Origin of the sequence: Bacillus licheniformis DSM 13 = ATCC 14580 (assembly GCF_000011645.1) — a bacterium.
GTDB lineage: Bacteria > Bacillota > Bacilli > Bacillales > Bacillaceae > Bacillus > Bacillus licheniformis.
This window is the reverse complement of record NC_006270.3, coordinates 795,613-818,454: the sequence shown is the minus strand read 5'-3', so window position 1 is coordinate 818,454 and position 22,842 is coordinate 795,613. Positions and strand designations below refer to the sequence as shown.

The following is a 22,842-nucleotide window of genomic DNA, read 5'->3' as shown; positions in this document are numbered from 1 at the left end:
CTGTTAGAATGAAAATGCTAGTGGAATATTCGATGTTTTTACAAGCATCGTTTAATATTTGGACAGACAATGTGTAACTCTCAATTGTACAATTAGTTTTCTTTAAAGAGAAACTGCTCCGCAAGAAAAACCTACGGAACAGCTTCCTAATGAGAATATTAATTAGAAAGTTTTTCGATTTGGATATGACCGCTGTTTCCTGTAGCAAGAGTTAACGCTAATCCAGTGACGGCAATCTGAATAGTAGAAGGGACAGCAGTAACTTCAATCATAGCTTCTCCCACTAATGGAGTACCTACGCTGATTAAAGTGAATGCTCCTGATACTGGCGTTCCATTTACTACAATTTGTGCTCCTCCCAGAAGAGATAGAGCTGCTGTATACAGAATAAATCTTACAGAATAATATCCAGGAGAACTAATTGTGAATGTTGTGGTAGCAGTTTGAGTAATATCAGTTCCAAATGATTCTTCAGGTGTAGCAAAAGGAACTAAACCGCCTACACCTACAGTAACCGTTCCCTGGTTTCTTGCACTTAATGCAGAAACTAATCCTGCACCGGTTGGACCTGTTGGACCTGTTGCTCCTGTTGGACCTGTCGGGCCGGTCGCTCCTGTTGCTCCTGTCGGGCCGGTCGCTCCTGTTGCTCCTGTCGGGCCGGTCGCTCCGGTCGGGCCGATGGCTCCTGTTGCTCCGGTTGCTCCTGTCGCTCCTGTTGGACCGGTCGGACCGGTGGCTCCTGTTGGACCTGTTGCTCCGGTGGCTCCTGTTGGACCTGTCGCTCCCGTTGCTCCCGTTGCTCCGGTCGGGCCGGTGGCTCCTGTTGCTCCCGTAGCTCCTGTCGCTCCTGTCGCTCCTGTTGGACCTGTCGCTCCCGTTGCTCCTGTCACTCCTGTTGCTCCTGTCGGACCTGTCGCTCCCGTTGCTCCGGTGGCTCCGGTCGCTCCTGTCGGGCCGGTGGCTCCCGTTGCTCCGGTCGCTCCTGTTGGACCTGTTGCTCCGGTGGCTCCGGTCGGGCCGGTGGCTCCCGTTGCTCCGGTCGCTCCTGTTGGACCTGTTGCTCCCGTTGCTCCCGTCGGACCTGTCGCTCCCGTTGCTCCCGTCGGACCTGTCGCTCCCGTTGCTCCTGTCGCTCCTGTTGCTCCGGTGGCTCCGGTCGGGCCGGTGGCTCCTGTTGCTCCTGTCGCTCCCGTTGCTCCCGTCGGACCTGTCGCTCCCGTTGCTCCTGTCGCTCCTGTTGCTCCGGTGGCTCCGGTCGGGCCGGTGGCTCCTGTTGCTCCTGTCGGACCTGTCGCTCCCGTTGCTCCCGTTGCTCCTGTCGCTCCTGTTGCTCCGGTGGCTCCGGTCGGGCCGGTCGCTCCCGTTGCTCCTGTCGCTCCTGTCGCTCCTGTTGGACCTGTTGCTCCCGTTGCTCCCGTTGCTCCTGTCGGGCCGGTCGCTCCCGTTGCTCCTGTCGCTCCCGTTGCTCCCGTCGGACCTGTCGCTCCCGTTGCTCCTGTCGCTCCTGTTGCTCCGGTGGCTCCGGTCGGGCCGGTGGCTCCTGTTGCTCCTGTCGGACCTGTCGCTCCCGTTGCTCCCGTTGCTCCTGTCGCTCCTGTCGCTCCTGTTGGACCTGTTGCTCCTGTCGGGCCGGTCGCTCCCGTTGCTCCGGTCGCTCCTGTCGCTCCCGTCGGACCTGTCGCTCCCGTTGCTCCCGTTGCTCCTGTCGGGCCGGTCGCTCCCGTTGCTCCGGTCGCTCCTGTCGCTCCCGTTGCTCCGGTCGGACCTGTCGCTCCCGTTGCTCCGGTCGGACCTGTCGGGCCGGTCGCTCCCGTCGGACCTGTCGCTCCTGTTGCTCCGGTCGCTCCTGTTGGACCTGTTGCTCCGGTCGCTCCTGTCGCTCCTGTTGGACCTGTTGCTCCGGTCGCTCCTGTCGGGCCGGTCGCTCCCGTTGCTCCCGTCGGGCCGGTGGCTCCCGTTGGACCTGTCGGGCCTGTCGCTCCCGTTGCTCCTGTCGGGCCTGTCGCTCCTGTCGGGCCGGTCGCTCCTGTTGCTCCTGTCGGGCCGGTCGGGCCGGTTGCTCCCGTTGCTCCGGTCGCTCCTGTTGCTCCTGTCGCTCCTGTCGCTCCTGTTGCTCCGGTCGCTCCTGTTGCTCCGGTCGCTCCTGTCGGGCCGGTCGCTCCTGTTGCTCCTGTCGGGCCGGTCGCTCCCGTTGCTCCTGTCGGGCCTGTCGCCCCTGTTGCTCCTGTCGGGCCTGTCGGGCCGGTTGCTCCCGTTGCTCCGGTCGCTCCTGTTGCTCCTGTCGGGCCTGTCGCTCCTGTCGGGCCTGTCGCTCCTGTCGGGCCGGTCGCTCCTGTTGCTCCTGTCGGGCCGGTCGCTCCCGTTGCTCCTGTCGGGCCTGTCGCTCCTGTCGGGCCGGTCGCTCCTGTTGCTCCTGTCGGGCCGGTCGCTCCCGTTGCTCCTGTCGGGCCTGTCGCTCCCGTTGCTCCTGTCGGGCCTGTCGCTCCGGTCGGACCCGTCGCTCCCGTTGGACCCGTCGCTCCGGTCGGGCCGGTTGGGCCGATTACATCTGCAACTTCTATATCTAACAAAGCTACATCATCTACTATGACATTTGCTGTTCCTGCTTGAGGCAGTGTATTTATTAAGATAAATGCCATTGTAGAACCTGAAGGAGCCGGAGATGTCGTTTGATAAACTTCAAGCCATGCATTATTTTGCACGACAGGTAATCTATTAAACGGAATATTAATAAAAAGTCCCTGACCCAAGAAATTAAACATACTATCAAAATATGATACTTGAATCTGCACCTGGGGAGATGGTAGGATTCCTGATTTAGCCAACGAAACAAGAAACTCAAGCCCTTCCCCTTCATCTACTGGAACAAATTGGGCAATGAAAGATACCGTTGCTCCACCCAATAATGTTGCCGACCAAAAGCCCGAATGGGAAAATTGAGTGGTGACCGCAGCATTTTGCCCCGCCCAAGGAGAGAGTGATCCCGCTTCAAAACTTCCATTTACTACCGAATTTTGAATGGACATCTAAGATTTAAACCTCCTTTTTTTAGATTTGCTTCACCCCTTTTAAGGTCGAAGCTAACATATACTATGTATTCTTTCATGATGAGGTCACGTTATTTTCCATACGGTTAAAACACATTTACAAATGTTCGAATAGATACTGTTATACAAAAAGGAAGGCTCTAAAAGAACCTCCCCTACCCTTTTTAAGGGAAACGAATTAGATTTAAATCTCTATTGAATGCTGCCGCAGAAGTAACATTTGAAGCAGTTGTCACCGCAACTCTAACTGAATAGTCAATTGTTGCGGTGGCTGGAACAGTATCAACAATTGTACTGGCCAATGGAAATCTTTGAGTTCCTGCGGATGCAAGACTTCTATTAAAGATTCTAGATTGAACTAAAGTTCCGCCTCTATAAAGTCTTATTTCAAAAACTATATTACTGTTAGCAGTATTCACCGCTTCTACTGCCAACGCATAATCCACCTTAATATTCTGACCGCTAGTGACCGGCACATTAGGGACGTTTACAACAGTTACCTCGGTATTTAAAGGAATAGTCGGTGGATTGTAAACTGAAGTAGACCCAAATAGATTGTTAAAGAATATAGCAGTTTGTGGACTAGCTGGACCTGTCGCTCCGGCGGCTCCGGTCGGACCCGTCGCTCCTGCTGCTCCCGTAACTCCTGTCGGACCCGTCGCTCCGGTGGCTCCCGTTGCTCCGGTGGCTCCCGTTGAACCTGTTACTCCTGTTGCTCCCGTCACTCCTGTCGGACCTGTCGCTCCGGCGGCTCCAGTCACTCCTGTCGGACCCGTCGGGCCGGTCGCTCCGGTTGCACCTGTCGCTCCTGTCGGACCTGTGGCTCCGGTGGCTCCCGTTGGACCCGTCACTCCTGTCGGACCCGTCGCTCCTGTTACTCCTGTTGGACCCGTCGCTCCCGTTGGGCCGGTGGCTCCCGTTGGACCCATCGCTCCTGTTGCTCCCGTCGGGCCAGTGGCTCCCGTTGCTCCGGTGGCTCCCGTTGAACCTGTTACTCCTGTTGGACCCGTCGCTCCTGTCGGGCCGGTGGCTCCCGTTGGACCCATCGCTCCTGTTGTTCCCGTCGGGCCGGTGGCTCCCGTTGGACCCATCGCTCCTGTTGTTCCCGTCGGGCCGGTGGCTCCCGTTGGACCCATCGCTCCTGTTGTTCCCGTCGGGCCGGTGGCTCCCGTTGGACCCATCGCTCCTGTTGTTCCCGTCGGGCCGGTGGCTCCCGTTGGACCCATCGCTCCTGTTGTTCCCGTCGGGCCGGTGGCTCCCGTTGGACCCATCGCTCCTGTTGTTCCCGTCGGGCCGGTGGCTCCCGTTGGACCCATCGCTCCTGTTGTTCCCGTCGGGCCGGTGGCTCCCGTTTCTCCCGTTGGACCTGTTACTCCTGTTGGACCGGTCGCTCCCGTTGGGCCGGTGGCTCCCGTTGGACCCATCGCTCCTGTTGCTCCCGTCGGGCCGGTGGCTCCCGTTGCTCCGGTCGGACCCGTCGCTCCTGTCGGGCCGGTCGCTCCCGTTGCTCCGGTCGGACCTGTCGCTCCTGTTGCACCTGTCGCTCCTGTTGGACCTGTTACTCCTGTTGGACCCGTCGCTCCTGTCGGACCTGTGGCTCCGGTGGCTCCCGTTGGACCCGTCACTCCTGTCGGACCCGTCGCTCCTGTTACTCCTGTTGGACCCGTCGCTCCCGTTGGGCCGGTGGCTCCCGTTGGACCTGTGGCTCCTGTCGCTCCTGTTGCTCCTGTTGCTCCCGTTGAACCTGTTACTCCTGTTGGACCCGTCGCTCCTGTCGGGCCGGTTGCTCCCGTTGGACCCATCGCTCCTGTTGTTCCCGTCGGGCCGGTGGCTCCCGTTTCTCCCGTTGGACCTGTTACTCCTGTTGGACCCGTCGCTCCCGTTGGGCCGGTGGCTCCCGTTGGACCCATCGCTCCTGTTGCTCCCGTCGGGCCGGTGGCTCCCGTTGCTCCGGTCGGACCCGTCGCTCCTGTCGGGCCGGTGGCTCCCGTTTCTCCGGTCGGACCTGTCGCTCCCGTCACTCCTGTCGGACCCGTCGCTCCTGTTGCTCCCGTCACTCCTGTCGGACCTGTCGCTCCTGTTGCACCTGTCGCTCCAGTTGGACCTGTTACTCCTGTTGGACCCGTCGCTCCTGTCGCTCCTGTTGGACCCGTCGCTCCTGTTGCTCCTGTTGGACCCGTCGCTCCTGTCGGACCTGTGGCTCCGGTGGCTCCCGTTGGACCTGTGGCTCCTGTCGCTCCTGCTGCTCCCGTCACTCCTGTCGGACCCGTCGCTCCGGTGGCTCCGGTCGGACCCGTCGCTCCTGCTGCTCCCGTCACTCCTGTCGGACCCGTCGCTCCGGTGGCTCCCGTTGCTCCGGTGGCTCCCGTTGCTCCGGTGGCTCCCGTTGGACCCGTCACTCCTGTCGGACCCGTCGCTCCGGTTGCTCCCGTCACTCCGGTCGGACCTGTCGCTCCTGTTGCACCTGTCGCTCCAGTTGGACCCGTCGCTCCTGTCGGGCCGGTGGCTCCCGTTGAACCTGTTACTCCTGTTGCTCCCGTCACTCCTGTCGGACCTGTGGCTCCGGTTGCACCTGTCGCTCCTGTCGGACCTGTGGCTCCGGTGGCTCCCGTTGGACCCGTCACTCCTGTCGGACCCGTCGCTCCTGTTACTCCTGTTGGACCCGTCGCTCCCGTTGGGCCGGTGGCTCCCGTTTCTCCCGTTGGACCTGTTACTCCTGTTGGACCGGTCGCTCCCGTTGGGCCGGTGGCTCCCGTTGGACCCATCGCTCCTGTTGCTCCCGTCGGGCCGGTGGCTCCCGTTGCTCCCGTTGAACCTGTTACTCCTGTTGGACCCGTCGCTCCCGTTGGGCCGGTGGCTCCCGTTGGACCCATCGCTCCTGTTGCTCCCGTCGGGCCGGTGGCTCCCGTTGCTCCCGTTGAACCTGTTACTCCTGTTGGACCGGTCGCTCCCGTTGGGCCGGTGGCTCCCGTTGGACCCATCGCTCCTGTTGCTCCCGTCGGGCCGGTGGCTCCCGTTGCTCCGGTCGGACCCGTCGCTCCTGTCGGGCCGGTGGCTCCGGTTGCACCTGTCGGACCCGTCGCTCCGGTGGCTCCCGTCACTCCTGTCGGACCCGTCGCTCCTGTTGCTCCCGTCACTCCTGTCGGACCTGTCGCTCCTGTTGCACCTGTCGCTCCTGTTGCACCTGTGGCTCCGGTGGCTCCCGTTGGACCCATCGCTCCCGTTGGACCCGTCACTCCTGTCGGACCCGTCGCTCCGGTGGCTCCCGTCACCCCGGTCGAACCCGTCACTCCTGTCGGTCCTGTGGCTCCGGTGGCTCCCGTTGGACCCATCGCTCCCGTTGGACCCGTCACTCCTGTCGGTCCCGTCGCTCCGGTGACTCCCGTTGGACCTGTTACTCCTGTCGGACCCGTCGCTCCTGTCGGGCCGGTGGCTCCTGTTGGCCCGGTCGCTCCCGTTGGGGCTCCTCCACCCTCAACACTCAATAGAGCAACATCATCCACAAACACGCTGGCAGTTCCCGCCTGCGGAATATTGTTAATCAAAATGAATGCCTGGGTGGTGCCAAGGGGAGCCGGTGAAGTTGTTTGATAGACTTCAAGCCATGTCCCATTTTCGGCTGCCGGTATTCTGCTTGACGTCACAGTGGCAAATAGACCATATCCGAGAAAATTAAACTGGCTGTCAAAATAAGTAACCTGTATCGTTACAGAAGGTGCCGGGAGAAATCCCGCTTTCGCAAGAGAAACAAGAAATTCGCTTCCTTCCCCCGCACCGGCCGGAACAAATTGAGCAATATATGATGTGGCTGTTCCGCCCAAAAATCTCGCAGAGAAAAATCCTGAATGCGAAAACTGGCTTGTAACAGATGTGTTTACGCCTACCCAAGGCGAGAAAGCACCTGTCTCAAAACCACCGTTCATCACCGCGTTTTGAATGGACATTTTTTCCACCCCCATTCTTTCCATTTTCCGCCTGCAATGATCTTTAAAAGACATTGAAGCACTATATCCTATGATCTCTCTTTTTATGCAGACACGTTATATAACACGGCTGAGATGAAAAACCGTCACTTCATCAACCGGCCTGGATTGCCCACAGCCGTTTTGCCTGCGGGAACATCTTTTGTAATGACGGCACCCGCTCCAATGACCGCCCCCTCCCCGACGACAACCGCCGGCAGCAATGTTGCGTTATTCCCGATTTTCGCTCCTCTTTTAATAGTTGGACCTTGATACGGGTAGTTTCCCTTTCCCATATATTTATCATTTGACGTGGAACAGCAGGGACCGATAAACACTTCATCCTCAATCGTCATATCAGCAGTGATATAGCAGCCCGTTTGAATTGTTGCTTTACTTCCAATTCTGGTATTGTTTTCAACCATCGCATTGCGTCCTATAATGCTTTCTCTGCCGATCGCGACATTTTCGCGAATGCTCGCCATATCCCCCACGAAGACGCCTTGTTCCAACAGCACGTCTCGGTAAATCACAGCGCTTGCTCCAACTATGGCATCATCTTCTATCCGCAAAGGGGCTCCTGCCTGCTTCGGCTGGCGAGCCATTTTTTTATTTGAAGAAGCCGCTTTGCCAAGGACGGCCAAATCGCCGATTTTCACCCCGCTGCCGATATGAGTGTCCTTTTTAATAATGGCATGATGACCGATTGTTACGTTGTCCCCGATGACCACATTTTCTTCAATAACGGCATGCTCTCCCAATACCACGTTCTTTCCGATCTTTGCAGTTTCATGAATCATTGCTTACATCCTCCATTTCTCATTTACACCTGCTGTAGCATATTCAATGCGGACGTAATGAGAAACGGCTTCATAAAAAAACACGGCCGCCGTCAGGCGAACCGTGCTACTTTTCTCTTCTTGCAAAATCGACAAACCGGAATTTATCAAGGCGGTGTCTGCTTTCCGTATATTGAAACAAGGTCGTATCATCAAGAAAAACGAAATTTTTCACGACCACAATGTGCTCGTATCCGTTCAGATCCAAATACTCTTGATCCTCTGCCGTACATGGCTCGACTACAATTTCCTTATGAGCATAGCTGATGACGAGCCCGCATTCATCTTCAAGGTATTGATAGATCGAGTCCTCGCATATTTCTTTCGTTAAAAGCGGCACGTGTTTGCGGATAAAATAGTCTTTATCCAGGATGATACGCTCTCCGTTGATGTTCCGCGACCTGACAACCCGCCATACCTCTTCATCTCCGGAAGTGCGGAGCTGCTTTTGAATATATGCGTCCGGATGCGTCAAGCCGAACTCATGGACCGTCGTGCTTGTCTCTTTTCCGAGCGTTTCTGAAAGCTCCTTAAAGCTGACCAAACCGGAAACCGGGAACTGCATTTTCTCCCTGTGCAGCACGACTGACCCCTTCCCTTTAATCTTCTGAATATATCCGTTCTGAGCAAGCACGTTCAGCGCTTTCCGAACGGTTTCCCTCGAGGTGTCGTGCTGTTCGGCAAGGTCGTTTTCAGACGGCAGGATATCTCCGGCATTCAGTATGCTTTGATCGATTTGTTCCGCGATTTGTTTGTAAATCATCATATACTTGTTGATCTTCATTTTTTTACCACCACGCTTAGTTTAGCATGGTTTGGCAAGATGATAAACAATCGATTGATATGGTTTCACTGTGAAGCGTTTAAATGACTCGGGAAGATCGGTGTCATTGGAAATGAGAACCTTGGCATCATAGCCTTCAATATCAATATCGTCAGGCAGCTGAAACTCGGTCTCTTTCCCGTAAAAATTATTGATCACCAGCAGTTTTTCATCCGCTCCGTTTCTCAAATACGCGTAAAGCTCTTGATCGTCTTCCAGTATGAGCTGATAATCGCCGGTTGTAATGATATCGAATTCCTTGCGGAGCTCATTCAGCTTTTTATAATGGTAGAAAATCGAATCAGGATCGTTGAGCGCTTCTTCTGCGTTGATTTCTTTGTAGTTGTCAGGCACCGGAATCCACGGTGTGCCCGCCGTAAACCCGGCATTTTCTTCTCCGTTCCACTGCACCGGCGTCCGCGAATTATCACGGGATTTCGCTTTCAAGATTTCGATGATTTCGGCTTCCGGCTTCCCTGCTTCTTTCAGGATACGGTACATATTGAGAGATTCGACATCCCTGTAAAGGGAGATGTCATCGAATTTCGGGTTGGTCATCCCAAGCTCTTCTCCCTGGTAAATGTATGGCGTTCCCTGAAGCATATGAATCGCGGTTGCCAGCATTTTCGCAGACTTTTTGCGGTATTTTCCGTCGTCCCCGTACCGTGAGACGATCCGCGGCTGGTCGTGGTTGCACCAGAACAATGCGTTCCATCCGCCCCCTTTATTCATTTCCGTCTGCCATTCAGAAAGAATCTTCTTCAGCTTTAGAAAATCAAAATCCGCAAGCGCCCATTTTTCCCCGTTTGGATAGTCGGCCTTTAAATGATGAAAGTTAAACACCATATCGAGCTCACGGCTTTCGGGGTTTGTATACCGGATGCAATCTGCGATTGTAGTCGATGACATTTCTCCGACCGTCATGCTGTCATATTTTGAAAAAACCTCCCTGTTCATTTCATTCAAAAACTCGTGAACCCTCGGCCCGTCCGTATAAAATCTGCGTCCGTCCCCCTCGTCATCATCAGGGAAACGCTGGTCTTTTGAGATGACATTGATGACATCAAGTCTGAAGCCGTCGATTCCTTTTTCAAACCAGAAATGCATCATCTCGTACACTTTTTTTCTGACTGCTTCATTCTCCCAATTCAAATCCGCCTGTGTCACATCATAGAGATGGAGATAATACTGTCCGCTCTCTGCATGAAACTCCCACGCCGAGCCGCCGAATTTCGATTCCCAATTTGTCGGCGGAGCGCCGTTCGGCTTCATGTCTTTCCAAATATAAAAGTCGCGGTACAGATTTTCTTTGCCGGACGCCGCTTCTTTAAACCATCTGTGCTCTGTTGATGTATGGTTGACGACAAGATCCATGATCACCTTTATGCCGCGCTTGTGGGCCTCTTCAAGAAGCTCTTCAAAGTCGGCCATTGTTCCATATTCTTCATGGATGCTGTAATAGTCGCTGATGTCATAGCCGTTGTCGTTTTGCGGCGATTGATAAATCGGCGTCAGCCAAATGACATCACAGGCGAGCTCCTTGATGTAGTCGAGCTTTTCGATGATGCCGCGTATGTCGCCGACACCGTTTCCTGTTGTATCTTTAAAGCTTTTCGGATAAATTTGGTAGACGACTGCTTTTTTCCACCATGGATTTTCTTTCGTTTCCATTTTCAACACCACCGCTTTCTTCTTTATGAAAATGGGAAAAGGGCAGACAAATATGCGCGCCCCTCTCCCTCTCTTATTTCATTTTTAATTTTGCGTAGAGATATGTTCCGGCAAACGGCGCGATCAACACGATCGCCATTCCGATCGCAAACGCTCCCCAGTATTGGCTCATAATAGAGAAAATTCCAGGTACGCCGCCGACGCCGACAGAGCTTGCCAAAACCCCTTGCGAGGAAATGAACATACCGGCAATCCCCGAACTGATCATCGCGATCACGAACGGAAATCTGTATCTGAGATTCACTCCGAACAATGCCGGTTCGGTAATTCCGAGATAAGCTGAAATTCCGGATGTCAGGGACAGGCCTTTCTGCTTCTCATCTTTGACAATAAACATCATCGCAAGCGCGGCTGAACCTTGTGCAATATTGGACAGCGCGAGCATCGGCCATAAAAATGTTCCGCCGAGCTTTGAGCCGATCAGCTGAAGGTCAACGGCAAGGAATGTATGATGCATTCCGGTAATGACGAGAGCGGCGTAAAGCCCTCCGTATAACAGTCCGCCCAGTACGGCGAATTGTTCAAAGACAGCAATAAGGCCTGATGTTAAAACATTTCCGATGGCAAATGTAATCGGTCCAAGGACAATAAATGAAGCAAAACCTGTGACAAGCAGCGTAATCGGTGCCACAACAAGGAGCTGAATGCTCTCAGGCGTCCGCTTTGTCAAAAAGCGCTCAATTTTTGCCAGCAAATAAGAAGCGAGCAAAATGGGAAGCACCTGCCCCTGGTAGCCGACCTTCTGCACTTCCAAACCGAATAAATTCCAGACAGGAATCTCTCCGCTTTGCTCCGCAGCCCCGTATCCCCAGGCGTTTAACAAATCAGGGTGCACAAGCATGACGCCGAGCACGATGCCGAGCAGCGGATTTCCGCCAAACCGCTTGACGGCCGACCAGCCGATTAGCGCAGGGAGAAATGCGAAAGCAGTCCCCGCGATCAAGTTAATCATATTAGCGAGATCCGCCCATTGCGGATAGACTTCAACGATTGATTTTCCGCTGAAGAAAATGTCTTGAGCCGTCAGGATATTGTTGATCCCCATCAGCAGCCCGGCAGTGACAATCGCCGGCAATATTGGAATAAATATATCTGCAAGCGTTTTCACGGCACGCTGTAAAGGATTCATATTTTTCTCTGAGGCTTTCTTAACATCATCCTTTGACGATTCGCCGATTCCTGTTGCCTTCACCAGCTCCGCGTACACATTGTTGACCGTTCCTTGGCCGATCACCACTTGAAATTGGCCGTTAGTCGAAAACGATCCTTTGACAACATCTATTTGCTCCAGCACCTCTTGATTGACTTTGCTTTCATCGAGCAATGCAAATCGCAAACGCGTTACACAATGGGTTACCGCTGCAATGTTGTCAGCACCGCCGACAGCATCGACAATCCGTCGCGCTGATTGATTCAAATCAGTCATTCCAATCCCTCCTTCTCCTCTTATAACCTGTATATACATGTTATAGGTTTATTGTATTCCTGTATATACAAGTAGTCAATATATTTTTGTAGCGCTTTCAAAAATTAAAAAAGCCGGATGTTCCCTTCATAAAACGTAGGAGAGCAAGGCTTCCTCCGATTTATGAGCCGGGAACAAACCGGCTGTGATCATAAATTGTTCACTTTTTCGTCACCTTCATAAACGCCGTCCTGCTGACCGATGTCTTTCAAATAATACTTTTCTGATGTAAAAAACTCATCATATAAAGACCTTACTTTTCTGCTCAAGAGCAGCACCGCCAAAATATTCGGAAGAAGAATGAAAACGAGCGCGAGATCGAGGAATCCCCATATCGCCTTTGCTCCTCCGGCAGCACCGATGACGACGGCGGCCAGGTAGATGAATTTAATCACATGTCCCGCGAGCCGTCCGAACAGAAATTCAGCTTGTTTTACACCGTAAAAAATGACCACTGTGATCGTTGATAAGACAAAGAAAACGAGCGAGACAGAGACGAAGTATCCGCCCACAGGGCCAAAATAGCTGCGAAATGCGGCTGCGGCCAGCGCCCCCGGATCGCTTGATGCGTTTTCGCCGGTCCAGACGCCTGATGCGAGCACGACGAAGGCGGTGGTCGTGCAAATCAGCAGCGTATCGACCACGATGCCGATCACCGCCCAGAACCCCTGTCTCACAGGGTGGTCGGTCATCGCCGCTGCGTGGGCAATCGGCGCCGTCCCCATCCCGGCTTCGTTGGAATAAAGGCCTCGTGCAAACCCCCAGCGAACGGTTTCGGCAACTGCCGCACCTGCAAAGCCGCCGAATGCCGAAGAAGATGTAAACGCATTCGAAAAGATGAGAGAGAAAAAAGCGGGTACAGAGGAAAGGTTTGTGACGACAATCAGGAAACCGGCCCCGATGTACGCCCCTGCCATAAGCGGAACTGCGAGCTCCGTCACTTTTCCAATCCGTTTAATCCCTCCGATCACCACTAAACCGATCAAAAAAGCAATCCCGATTCCGGTGTATAAACGATTGAACGAGAACGTCTCAGCCAGCGATGCGGAAACCGAATTTCCCTGCACCATGATGCTCGGTACAAGTTCGATCATCAGCGCTACTGAAAAAAAGACGCCGAGCCATTTCATGGAGAGCCCTTTTGTAATGTAATACATCGGTCCACCGACATATTCGCCTTCTTCATTTTTTTCTCTGTAGTGGACGGCGAGGACGCTTTCCGAAAACTTGATCGCCATGGCAAACAGCGCGACCAGCCACATCCAAAAAACGGCTCCCGGACCGCCGAACATGATGGCCGCAGGCACACCGACGATATTGGCGGCGCCGACTGTTGAGCTGAGAGCCGATGTCAAAGCCTGCAGCGGTGTAACCGTCCCTTCTCCTTTCGGCTTTTTGCCGACACTTCCGATCGTCTGCTTAAAGATATAGAGAGGATAGCGAAATTGAAAAAATTTCAGCAGGATCGTCAAGTAGACTCCTGTCCCTGTCAGCAGTATGATCAGCGGTGGCCCCCACAGCCAATCTGATATGTATTCAACCCAATTCAATAATCGTTCCATCCTATCACCCTTTTGTTCGTTTACGGGTCAATACCACTACAGGGGAGAAATAAACCTGCTTTTAGCGCTTTTTATTTCCGCTCAGCCTTCGGTACACTTTTTCTTTATAAAACGCTGAGGCAGGCTTGGAAAACATGCCTTTTTTGTCGGCGAGCCTGTCGAGCCTGAGCCGGGTTTCTGTTTTTCTCTCAATTAAACGCTCGCGCTCGTCTTCATCCGCGCACTTTGCGATTAAGTCGTCAATCGTCATCAGTTCTTTCTTTAAAGCGCCTTCATCCCCCGCCATTCCGGCGTTTTTCATCACTCTGTAAGCCATGCGGAGATGCTCTGGAACATGGGCGGCATCGTCTTTTTTCAAAGGTTTCCCCATTCCCGGAAGCCCTTCGAATTCGCCGTCCTTAATGGCCTGCTTAATCTTGTCTTCAGAAACGATGCTCGAAAAATCCATGGTCTAAATCCTCCCTTTTCGTTCATATACTAACAACAGTCTGCCATAAAGATCAGTTCCCGCCAATGCAATACAAGCGTAAAATATTCCCAAACATCTTTTTTAAAGCTGTAAAACCCTGATTTGACAGGGGTTTTGCGATTTTTTTCGCAAGGCCGGTTTCCGCTTTTCTAAATCGGTATTTCATGGTATATTTTATACATTCGTTTTTTTCTTTCGTTCCGATGGTTTTTACTGATCCGGAAAAAAGGAGTGTAACAATTGAAAAGATTTATTAAGGAAAGAGGCCTTGCCTTCTTCCTGATAGCCGCTATATTGCTATGGCTAAAAACTTATGCTGCGTATGTAATTGAATTTAATTTAGGAATAACCAACACAGTACAACACATTTTGCTTTTTGTGAATCCGATTAGCTCAAGCTTGTTCTTTCTTGGATTGGGACTCTTGTTCAAGAAAAAAATACAGCAGACAGCGATTATAGTGATTCATTTTTTAATGTCTTTTTTGCTATATGCGAACGTTGTATACTACAGATTTTTCAGCGACTTTATCACGCTGCCTGCAATCATGCAGGCAAAAACAAACGGAGGACAGCTCGGGGACAGCATCTTCTCGCTTATGCACCCGCTTGATGTTCTGTATTTCATCGACACCTTTATTTTAATCGGGCTGGCTGTTTTCTATAACAGACCATCTGAAACAACAACGAAGCGTCCGTTTAAAATTGTGATGGGAGCAAGCATCCTCGTCTTCCTCGCCAACCTGGCCGTTGCCGAGATCGATCGTCCGGAGCTTCTGACCCGTTCTTTTGACCGCAACTACCTTGTGAAATATTTGGGAACCTACAACTTCACAATCTATGATGCGGTGCAAAATATCAAGTCAAACAGCCAGCGCGCACTGGCAAGTTCCAGCGACGTAACGGAAGTTGAGAACTATATTAAAGCCAATCATGATAAGCCGAATGCCGAATACTTCGGAAAAGCGAAAGGCATGAACGTGGTTTACATTTCACTGGAATCACTTCAGACCTTCCTGATCGATTATAAGCTCGACGGCAAAGAAGTCACGCCATTCTTAAATTCACTGGCGCACGACAATGAAACGTTTTATTTCGATAACTTTTTCCACCAAACCGGACAAGGTAAAACGTCCGACGCCGAATTTATGATGGACAACTCGCTGTATCCTTTATCGCAAGGGTCAGTGTTCATTAATAAAGCGCAAAACACGCTGCAGTCGGCTCCGGCCATTTTGAAGTCTCAAGGCTATACATCAGCGGCGTTCCACGGCAACTACAAAACGTTCTGGAACCGCAATGAAATGTATAAAGCCATCGGTTATGACAAATTCTTTGACGCTACGTATTACGATATGAGCGAAGATAAAACGAAAAACTACGGGTTGAAAGATAAACCGTTCTTTGAAGAATCAATGCCGCTGTTGAAAAGCCTGAAACAGCCGTTCTATACGAAGTTTATCACCCTTTCGAACCATTTTCCGTTCGAGATGGATGAAGGCGATACAGACTTCCCTGCCGGGGATACCGGCGACAGCGTCGTTGACCATTATTTCCAGTCGGCCAACTACATGGACCAGGCGCTTGAACAATTCTTCAACGACCTGAAAAAAGCCGGACTGTATGATAATACGATTGTCGTCATGTACGGGGACCACTACGGTATTTCTGAAAATCACAACAAAGCGATGGCCAAAGTTTTGGGCAAAGACATCACACCATATGAAAACGCCCAATTGCAAAGGGTGCCGCTGTTCATCCACGCGCCTGGGGTCAAGGGAATCAAATCCCATAAATACGGCGGCGAAGTCGATGTAGCCCCTACCCTGCTTCATTTGATGGGCGTGAATACGAAAGATTACCTGATGAGCGGTTCAGACCTTCTGTCACCGGAACACCGTGAAATTATTCCGTTCCGCAACGGCGATTTCGTCTCTCCGGAATATACGAAAACGAACGGAAACTACTATGACACGAAAACAGGAGAGCTACTGAACGAAAAAGACATCGATCCGAACATCGAAGAGGCCGTGAAAAAAGAACTCGAAATGTCGGATAAAATCGTCGACGGAGATTTGCTGCGCTTCTATAAACCGAAGGGCTTTAAAGCGATCAATCCGAGCGACTACGACTATACCAACCACAATCCGAAAACATCAGAATCTGATGCGGCGCAAACAACGAAATCGGATTCCGGACAATAAACAGACAGCACCCGCTTCTAAATAAGCGGGTGCTTTTTTTGTCTTGAAGCCGCTCTGTTCCTTTTTCGCAAACAAATATGGTAAGCTTGAAATGGAATATAAAAAAAGAAAGCGGGAATGAATTGTGATTGTAACGAATGACCAAGAGCTGGAAGGGCTCAAGAAAATCGGCAGAATCGTCGCTTTAGCCAGGGAGGAAATGAAGGCAAAAGCAGCTCCCGGCATGAGCACAAAAGAGCTGGATCTCATCGGAAAAGAAGTGCTTGAAGCCCATGGCGCCGCATCGGCTCCGGAAAAAGAATACGACTTCCCGGGAACGACGTGCATCAGTGTGAACGATGAAGTCGCCCACGGCATCCCAAGCGAATCCAGAATTTTAAAAGAAGGGGATTTGATCAACATCGACATCTCCGCTGAATTTGGCGGCTACTATTCTGATACGGGCATTTCTTTTGTACTCGGAAAAGGCGATGAAATGCTGCACAAGCTTTGCCAAAGTGCGGAAAGCGCTTTTCAAAAGGGGCTTTTGCAGGCGCGCGCCGGCAAGAAACAAAACCAAATCGGCAGAGCCGTATACAATGAAGCAAAAGCAAACGGATTTACCGTCATTAAAAACCTGACGGGACACGGGATTGGAAGGAACCTCCATGAAGCGCCCAACCATATCTTAAATTACTATGACCCGTTTGATAATGCGCTCTTTAAAAACGGAACCGTCATCGCCCTTGAGCCGTTTGTTTCCACAAAAGCAGAACATACCATCGAAGCCGGAGACGGCTGGACATTCAAAACGCCTGACGGCAGCTTTGTGGCGCAGATCGAGCATACGATCGTCATCACGAAAAACGAACCGATCATTTTAACACAGCTTGACTGATTACGCATAAAAAAGCCCGGCTCATAGAAGCGCGGGCTTTTATGCTAAAATAAAAGACAAACTGTGCCGAAAGGAGCTTTACCGCATGCTGTTTGCCATCATCGGGCTGATCTTTTTTATCGAGAGCATCCTGTTAATCGTATATGCTCATAAAAAAAAGAACGGCTTCTTAAAATATATTGGGATCGTCCTCAGCATCGCGATCATTGTGATGATCGTCACCAGTTTGACACACGGCTGACGCCTGCCCTCAAACTTCCAGACTATGTCGAAAGACTCAGTTTTTAAAAATTGCCGCCTATCCCTTTTCAGCGTTTTTCTATAGATGTTAGAATCCCAATTGCATCGAAATATAGAAGGGAGTTTTCTGCCATGCATTACGGAAGCAAAGGCTGGTATGTAGAAGAACTGAAAAAGCTGGGAATGACGAAGTATGAAGGAAGAAAGCTTCAAAGCTATAAAAAACACTTTTTGGCCAACCTGCTTGAAAGCGTCAAAAAATAAACATCCTTTAAGCTCAGCGTGACCCGCAACCCTTGCAGTCTAGGAAGGCCGAGCATCGAAGCAGACTTTCACAGGAGGTGATTACGGCGGCGTTCAGGCAGGACGCCTGGCGGTTAGCCGCCGATCCTTCCTCTATTCGTGAGCACCGACTTAGCAGGCCTGACAACGAATGCGAGGGTTTGTCGACACGCTGAAAGCCGTGTTCCTCTTCAGACACGGCTTGTTTTTATGCGCTCAGCTGCTTTAAAAATGAGCTTCTCCAGCTTTCCGACAGCGCTTCAACCTCAAGGATCTTCCGAATGGCTGGGTGATTGCCCATGTCATGGTACATCAAATGATTGGCATACGAGACCGTGGCTTCATGCGCATCTCTTGAAACGAGCTGCAGCCGCGAATCAGGCGCAACAATTCCTTCTTCGAGAACCCTGAAATAGAATCCGCTGTACCCGGTGTCCCTCACTTTTAACACCATATCTTTTTGATTCAGACGTTTGGCCAGCTTGAAACAAGGCTGGCGCGGCTGGCTGACTTGAACAAGAGCTTCCCCCAGCTTAAAGATATCGCCGATGCACACTTCTTTTTCGGTGAGCCCTTTAACTGTCACGTTTTCTCCAAATGCCGCCTCTGGCAGCTTTCGCTTCAAGACGCTTTCCCAATACATGTAGTGATCCGCCGGATAGACGCAAACCGCTTTATCCTCTCCCCCGTGGTGAATCAGATCCGCCTGCCCGTCCCCTTCAAAATTCGTACGGCTCAAATAGACAGGTCCGCTGACAGGCTCCTTCACGATTGCCGTTTCCACCTGCTTACCGTCGAATTCGTATGTACGCGGACGGCCTACATGAATAGATATGATTTCATACTCCTGATTTTCCAAAACCTCACGCCCTTCCTTTATTTTCATATTTTAACGATTCATCCGAAGCATGTCTATCCCATGATCTCAAAATGGGAAATATGGTAGCATAAAAGAAAAGGGGTGTTCTCGATGCTTCAATACAGAATCATTGTAGACGGACGCGTTCAGGGCGTGGGATTTCGCTATTTTGTTCAAATGGAAGCAGATAAACACAAATTGACAGGCTGGGTTCGAAACCGCGACGACGGCACAGTTGAAATCCGCGCCGAGGGACTTGAGGAAAGCCTGAAGCAATTTTTAAAAGCAATTCAAAAAGGAAGTCCATTCTCAAAAGTAACGGATGTAAAAGTGGAAGAAACCAAAGAATTGGACGGATTCCAAAAGTTTAATATCAGCTATTGAGAAATCCGCCGGAGATGGCGGATTTTTTTAATAAATCTTGACTAAATTTTTCTTTTATTTTAGTATTTAGTTAAATAACTAAATACTTATTCTAAGGATGCTAAATATGAATCAAACCTTTAAAGCTCTAGCTGATCCGACGAGAAGAAAGATTTTGAACCTGCTGAAGGACCGGGATATGACCGCCGGTGAAATTTCCGACCAGTTTCAAATGTCTAAACCAAGTATTTCTCAGCATTTAAAAATTTTAAAACAGGCTGAATTAATTCAGGATGAAAAAAAAGGCCAATACATCATCTACTCGCTAAACACTACAATGTTTCAAGAAATCATCGGCTGGGCTTTCAGTTTTACTGAACAAGCCGGCAAAGATAAAGGGGATGCAAAATGAGAAAACACATTTTTTCGCTCGCTATAATCGCTATGAATCTAATCATGTGGGCAATCGCTTATCCGCACATTTCCGGTCAAGTTCCAATCCATTGGTCATCTTCGGGGGAAATCGACAGGTATGCTTCCAAAATGGAAGCGATGCTTGCCATGATTGGGCTGCTCGTTTTTGTATATGTCTTGATGTTCTTAACGCCGAAAATCGATCCGCGCAGAAAAAACTATCAGCTTTTTTCGAAGACTTATTACATTCTCATCAATGCCATGCTGCTTATATTTTCTCTGATCAACGTGCTTGTTATCATGACCGGGCTCGGGTATGATCTGCCGGCGGGCAGCATCGTACCGGTTCTTGTAGGCGCTCTATTAATCGTCATAGGCAATTACCTACCGAGAGTCCGCTCCAACTTTTTTTTCGGGATCAAGAACCCTTGGACATTGAGCAGTGATTCAATCTGGAAAAAAACCCACAGATTTGCGGCGAAAGTATTTACTTTGGCAGGACTTCTAATAGCTGCGGACGGGTTGTTATCAATCAGTCCAGAAATCATGCTTCCGGTTATTTTGGCAACGGTTTTGGCGCCCTATATTTATTCTTATGTTTTGTACCGGAAGGAAATCAATATGAAAAGCTGAGACGATTCAAAAAGGCTCCGATTTGGAGCCTTTTAGCTTCTCCTCAGAAAAGGCGGCATTGTTGGGTAGCCGCTTTTCCTGAGGATTTTATTTGTTAAGGTAAGGCTTTTCCTGATAAAAGTAATTCGGTTTCAGCGTTTTATTTTCATAATAGCTGTGAAAGATATGGGTCGCTGCCGGCGATAACGGCGGAATCAGCCACGTCCAGCTTGCTGCAAGCTCCCTTCCGGCTTCAGCCTCCTGCTCCTCGAACCGCTTGAATTGGCTTGCCGCAGTATGGTGGTCGACGATGCTGACGCCGGCTTTTTTATAGGAGTGAAGCACCGCAGTATTTAATTCAACAAGCGCCTTGTCTTTCCACAGCGAAGTATTCCGCTCCGTATCAAGCCCCATAATGGCTGCCACTTTTTCGAGCGCATTATAGCGGTCTGCATCCGCGAGGTTGCGCGCTCCGATTTCAGTTCCCATATACCAGCCGTTAAACGGGGCGGCATTATAATGAATCCCTCCGACTTCCAGCTTCATATCGGCTATAATCGGTACAGCGTACCACTTCAGCCCCAAACTTTTGAAGCCTTCAATCTCCGGATGTTCAATCCGAACCTCTTTGACGATTTCACGAGGCAGCTCATACCACACAGGAGGACGCCCATCTATTTGAAAAACAAGCGGCAATACGTCAAAAGGCGTACCTTCGCCTTTCCAGCCGAGCGCTTCACACGCCTTTGTCAGTTCCAATGACGCCGGATCGCCGATAACGCCTTGCTCAGTTTCATACCCCGCATACCTGATCAGCTGGTGGTTCCAAATGGACACTTTTTTTTGTCCGTTTTGTTCCGGGGGGAAAACCGTAATGAACGGTCTGATTTTCCCTCCGTTTGTTGCAAGCTGAATATGGTGGAAAAGCGCATCCCGCACCTCTGCCTCGGTTTGAACGCCTCTTTGATCGATGACAGTAAGAGAGTGCCAAAACAGCCTGCCGATGCAGCGGCTGCTGTTTCTCCACGCCATTCTGGCTCCATGTTCGATTTCTTCTAATGTATGTGTATAGCTTCCGGTTTCTCTGATTTCTTTATCTATTTTATGTAAGCGCATCCTTGTTTCTTCTTCGGACTTCGACAGTTCCCCGTAGCAGAGCTCGATGAAGGCCTTGGCTTCCCTCCATAATTCTTCATGTGATTCCAACCGGATTCTCTCCTTCCAGATTTCAGACTGATATTTATTGTATAGGTTTCGATCTCAGTTTAAAACAATTATGTATGAAAAAACAAAAAACCGCTAAAAAGCATCCGTCAAAGACGGATGCCTGGTGATTATTCCTTAAAATTAAGCGTTTTGGTGTTCAGCATGAAGCGGTAAACCGGCAGCTCTTTGCCTTTTTGAGAAGGAATGTAACCTGTGCTTACATAACTGTCAACCGACTCCGGCTCAAGTGCGATTGACAGCAGATTGCTTTGCTGCTGAGCTGTAAAATAGATTTTTGTTCCTTTAGGAAACTCTTTTTTCTGTTTTTTGAGCTTCGTTTCTACCTTGATCACTGGCCGGCCCTCAGATTCTCCCGCTGTTTCTTTCGATAAAACCTCATACGCTTCAGCGGTGAGTTTTTGTTTGAAAGCCAGTGTCACGCTCTTTAATCCCTGATCCTTCAGCTTCTGTTCGATATCTTGATGGCCCGGAAGGACAAGGTAAGCGGTCGGCCGAGTTCTTGACAGCACAGGAACGGCCTCTGAGGCGCTGTAATATTGGACAGGAACGTCAACTGCTTGTCCTGAGGCAATATCAGCGACTTTAAGCGTGTCTTTAAACGGGCCTGCAAACTCACTGTTGATGACCACTTGGTCTTTATCGCTCACTTTAGCGCCGTTTTGTATCAGCTTTAATTTTTCTTTGGAGACAAGGCGCTTGATCTCGGCTGCATGCTTCACTGTCGTGTCGATGATCGTCTCATGTGTAGCAACCTGAGCCGCGACTCTTCTTGCAAAATTTTCGCGTCCGATGTCTATTCCCCTGCTTTCCACCAGGAAGGAAAGGGCAGGCTGGAGGGCGAATGCATTACGCCCGATTCTCGCTTCTGTACCGCCTTCATAGATTTCGATTTTTCCGTCCTTGCTTTTTCCTGTCGTATAATAAGCATCATTAGAAAATCCTTTTTCATCAAGTTTAGCTCTGACGCCGTTCACATAAAGGCTGTCGGACGCATGCCTGATCGACTTGGGAATGTTTAAATTTTTTCCTGATAAAATTAAAATATCATGGTATTTTAATGACCCTTTTTCGCCTATGCTCTGAAATTCGTTTTGGCCGACACCGTATTCATGGGCATCGATAACGACTTCAGGCGAATACTTATTGAATTCTTGGTGAATGGCGCGCACTTCTGGAGACTCGAGCTTGACATGATCCCTGTTTCCGTCGATTCCGTTCGCCAGCCGTCTGTTGAACTGATATGATCCGTCAGGATTGACCCGCGGAACAACGATGACATTGATCTTGTCCAACACTTTGTCGCCATACGGTCCGGCCAGTTTTTCAGCTATCGCCAGAGCAGATTCTCCCGCTGCCGGCTCATTTCCATGTATCTGTCCTTGCAGCCAGACGGTTGGTTTTTTTGATATGGAACGTATTTGCTTGTCCTTTGTGAAGTAAAGCACAGGAATATTTCTTTTTTCAATTGAAAAACCGATATTCCCGATTTTGACATTCGGGCTTTTCTTTGTCAGACTGGTTATAAACTTCATCATTTCTTCTTGTGTCGTAAAGGCTTCCCCTTCTTTTACAAAAGCAGGGGTTGAGAATGTTTCTTCAGGCTCCGGATATAATGATGACACTTGCTCTGGCTGAGTATAGTTCTTTCCATAGTAAGGGGTTTCCGCAGCGTACACCGCATCGGACAGCATCAGTCCTGCAAACATTGCCGAAGTTGCCAGCAAAGCTTGGACCCTTTTTTGAATTTTCATCTTTTCTCAGCTCCTTTCAGGCATACCTGCATTATAAATGAAATATCAACATATTTTGTCTAAAATTTCAGAAAATGATTCCTTTGGTATACATCAACATCCGGAATTTAGAACAAT

18 protein-coding genes are annotated in these 22,842 nt (G+C 50.5%); 7 read left to right on the top strand and 11 right to left on the bottom strand.

Annotation, left to right across the window (positions count from 1 at the left end):
- Positions 1 to 158: 158 nt before the first annotated feature.
- From TRNA_RS43040 to TRNA_RS25455, 8 genes are all read right to left on the bottom strand, one after another.
- A complete protein-coding gene (locus TRNA_RS43040) occupies positions 159 to 3,026 on the bottom strand; it encodes an NTTRR-F1 domain (protein WP_011197647.1) in 2,868 nt (955 codons plus the stop codon).
- A 185-nt stretch (positions 3,027 to 3,211) separates the two neighbouring features.
- Positions 3,212 to 6,991 carry an NTTRR-F1 domain gene (locus tag TRNA_RS25485; RefSeq protein WP_011197646.1) on the bottom strand — a complete coding sequence of 1,260 codons (3,780 nt, stop codon included), beginning with the start codon at positions 6,989 to 6,991 and terminating at the stop codon, positions 3,212 to 3,214.
- A gap of 125 nt (positions 6,992 to 7,116) precedes the next feature.
- A complete protein-coding gene (locus TRNA_RS25480; RefSeq protein WP_003179750.1) occupies positions 7,117 to 7,809 on the bottom strand; it encodes an N-acetyltransferase in 693 nt (230 codons plus the stop codon).
- A gap of 106 nt (positions 7,810 to 7,915) precedes the next feature.
- Positions 7,916 to 8,632, bottom strand: a complete 717-nt coding sequence (gene treR, locus TRNA_RS25475; protein ID WP_009329065.1) for a trehalose operon repressor — start codon at positions 8,630 to 8,632, stop codon at positions 7,916 to 7,918.
- Between the two features lie 21 nt (positions 8,633 to 8,653).
- Positions 8,654 to 10,342 (bottom strand): alpha,alpha-phosphotrehalase, encoded by a 1,689-nt coding sequence (gene treC / locus TRNA_RS25470; RefSeq protein ID WP_003179746.1) that lies wholly within the window; start codon positions 10,340 to 10,342, stop codon positions 8,654 to 8,656.
- 73 nt (positions 10,343 to 10,415) lie between these two features.
- Positions 10,416 to 11,828, bottom strand: coding sequence for a PTS system trehalose-specific EIIBC component (gene treP, locus TRNA_RS25465; protein ID WP_011197645.1), 1,413 nt, complete (start codon positions 11,826 to 11,828; stop codon positions 10,416 to 10,418).
- Between the two features lie 188 nt (positions 11,829 to 12,016).
- The gene (locus TRNA_RS25460; protein ID WP_009329067.1) at positions 12,017 to 13,429 is read right to left on the bottom strand and encodes an alanine/glycine:cation symporter family protein; all 1,413 of its coding nucleotides are present in this window, start codon (positions 13,427 to 13,429) and stop codon (positions 12,017 to 12,019) included.
- Positions 13,430 to 13,490: 61 nt separating this feature from the next.
- A complete protein-coding gene (locus tag TRNA_RS25455) occupies positions 13,491 to 13,877 on the bottom strand; it encodes a DUF1992 domain-containing protein (RefSeq protein WP_003179739.1) in 387 nt (128 codons plus the stop codon).
- Positions 13,878 to 14,138: 261 nt separating this feature from the next.
- On the opposite strand from TRNA_RS25455, the gene TRNA_RS25450 reads away from it, so the two are divergent.
- From TRNA_RS25450 to TRNA_RS43120, 4 genes are all read left to right on the top strand, one after another.
- A complete protein-coding gene (locus TRNA_RS25450) occupies positions 14,139 to 16,100 on the top strand; it encodes an LTA synthase family protein (protein WP_003179737.1) in 1,962 nt (653 codons plus the stop codon).
- Positions 16,101 to 16,224: 124 nt separating this feature from the next.
- Positions 16,225 to 16,977 carry a type I methionyl aminopeptidase gene (map, locus tag TRNA_RS25445; RefSeq protein WP_003179735.1) on the top strand — a complete coding sequence of 251 codons (753 nt, stop codon included), beginning with the start codon at positions 16,225 to 16,227 and terminating at the stop codon, positions 16,975 to 16,977.
- Between the two features lie 85 nt (positions 16,978 to 17,062).
- Positions 17,063 to 17,218, top strand: coding sequence for a hypothetical protein (locus TRNA_RS43810; protein ID WP_003179733.1), 156 nt, complete (start codon positions 17,063 to 17,065; stop codon positions 17,216 to 17,218).
- Between the two features lie 131 nt (positions 17,219 to 17,349).
- Positions 17,350 to 17,481 carry a DUF2639 domain-containing protein gene (locus TRNA_RS43120; protein WP_003179731.1) on the top strand — a complete coding sequence of 44 codons (132 nt, stop codon included), beginning with the start codon at positions 17,350 to 17,352 and terminating at the stop codon, positions 17,479 to 17,481.
- Between the two features lie 226 nt (positions 17,482 to 17,707).
- Here TRNA_RS43120 and TRNA_RS25440 read toward each other — a convergent pair whose 3' ends face one another.
- A complete protein-coding gene (locus TRNA_RS25440) occupies positions 17,708 to 18,358 on the bottom strand; it encodes an MOSC domain-containing protein (protein ID WP_011197643.1) in 651 nt (216 codons plus the stop codon).
- 111 nt (positions 18,359 to 18,469) lie between these two features.
- On the opposite strand from TRNA_RS25440, the gene TRNA_RS25435 reads away from it, so the two are divergent.
- From TRNA_RS25435 to TRNA_RS25425, 3 genes are all read left to right on the top strand, one after another.
- Positions 18,470 to 18,742: an acylphosphatase gene (locus tag TRNA_RS25435; protein ID WP_003179727.1), complete on the top strand. Its 273-nt coding sequence runs from the start codon at positions 18,470 to 18,472 to the stop codon at positions 18,740 to 18,742.
- A gap of 106 nt (positions 18,743 to 18,848) precedes the next feature.
- Positions 18,849 to 19,133 carry an autorepressor SdpR family transcription factor gene (locus TRNA_RS25430; protein WP_009329070.1) on the top strand — a complete coding sequence of 95 codons (285 nt, stop codon included), beginning with the start codon at positions 18,849 to 18,851 and terminating at the stop codon, positions 19,131 to 19,133.
- On the top strand, positions 19,130 to 19,768 hold the full coding sequence (locus TRNA_RS25425; RefSeq protein ID WP_003179724.1) for an SdpI family protein: 639 nt from the start codon (positions 19,130 to 19,132) through the stop codon (positions 19,766 to 19,768). The genes TRNA_RS25430 and TRNA_RS25425 overlap by 4 nt, the downstream gene beginning before the upstream one ends.
- An 87-nt stretch (positions 19,769 to 19,855) precedes the next feature.
- Here TRNA_RS25425 and TRNA_RS25420 read toward each other — a convergent pair whose 3' ends face one another.
- Both TRNA_RS25420 and TRNA_RS25415 read right to left on the bottom strand, forming a co-directional pair.
- Positions 19,856 to 20,953: a nitric oxide synthase oxygenase gene (locus TRNA_RS25420; protein ID WP_003179722.1), complete on the bottom strand. Its 1,098-nt coding sequence runs from the start codon at positions 20,951 to 20,953 to the stop codon at positions 19,856 to 19,858.
- Between the two features lie 128 nt (positions 20,954 to 21,081).
- Positions 21,082 to 22,725, bottom strand: a complete 1,644-nt coding sequence (locus TRNA_RS25415; RefSeq protein WP_003179721.1) for a M14 family metallopeptidase — start codon at positions 22,723 to 22,725, stop codon at positions 21,082 to 21,084.
- Between the last annotated feature and the right edge of the window lie 117 nt (positions 22,726 to 22,842).

Excerpts from the sequence above, each read along its gene's own strand:
- treP (WP_011197645.1), bottom strand. The coding sequence starts at position 11,828 with ATGACTGATTTGAATCAATCAGCGCGACGGATTGTCGATGCTGTCGGC.
- TRNA_RS25430 (WP_009329070.1), top strand. The coding sequence starts at position 18,849 with ATGAATCAAACCTTTAAAGCTCTAGCTGATCCGACGAGAAGAAAGATT.
- TRNA_RS43120 (WP_003179731.1), top strand. The coding sequence starts at position 17,350 with ATGCATTACGGAAGCAAAGGCTGGTATGTAGAAGAACTGAAAAAGCTG.
- TRNA_RS43810 (WP_003179733.1), top strand. The coding sequence starts at position 17,063 with ATGCTGTTTGCCATCATCGGGCTGATCTTTTTTATCGAGAGCATCCTG.
- TRNA_RS25480 (WP_003179750.1), bottom strand. The coding sequence starts at position 7,809 with ATGATTCATGAAACTGCAAAGATCGGAAAGAACGTGGTATTGGGAGAG.
- TRNA_RS25485 (WP_011197646.1), bottom strand. The coding sequence starts at position 6,991 with ATGTCCATTCAAAACGCGGTGATGAACGGTGGTTTTGAGACAGGTGCT.
- TRNA_RS25415 (WP_003179721.1), bottom strand. The coding sequence starts at position 22,725 with ATGAAAATTCAAAAAAGGGTCCAAGCTTTGCTGGCAACTTCGGCAATG.
- TRNA_RS25455 (WP_003179739.1), bottom strand. The coding sequence starts at position 13,877 with ATGGATTTTTCGAGCATCGTTTCTGAAGACAAGATTAAGCAGGCCATT.
- TRNA_RS25425 (WP_003179724.1), top strand. The coding sequence starts at position 19,130 with ATGAGAAAACACATTTTTTCGCTCGCTATAATCGCTATGAATCTAATC.
- TRNA_RS43040 (WP_011197647.1), bottom strand. The coding sequence starts at position 3,026 with ATGTCCATTCAAAATTCGGTAGTAAATGGAAGTTTTGAAGCGGGATCA.
- TRNA_RS25435 (WP_003179727.1), top strand. The coding sequence starts at position 18,470 with ATGCTTCAATACAGAATCATTGTAGACGGACGCGTTCAGGGCGTGGGA.
- TRNA_RS25460 (WP_009329067.1), bottom strand. The coding sequence starts at position 13,429 with ATGGAACGATTATTGAATTGGGTTGAATACATATCAGATTGGCTGTGG.
- treR (WP_009329065.1), bottom strand. The coding sequence starts at position 8,632 with ATGAAGATCAACAAGTATATGATGATTTACAAACAAATCGCGGAACAA.
- treC (WP_003179746.1), bottom strand. The coding sequence starts at position 10,342 with ATGGAAACGAAAGAAAATCCATGGTGGAAAAAAGCAGTCGTCTACCAA.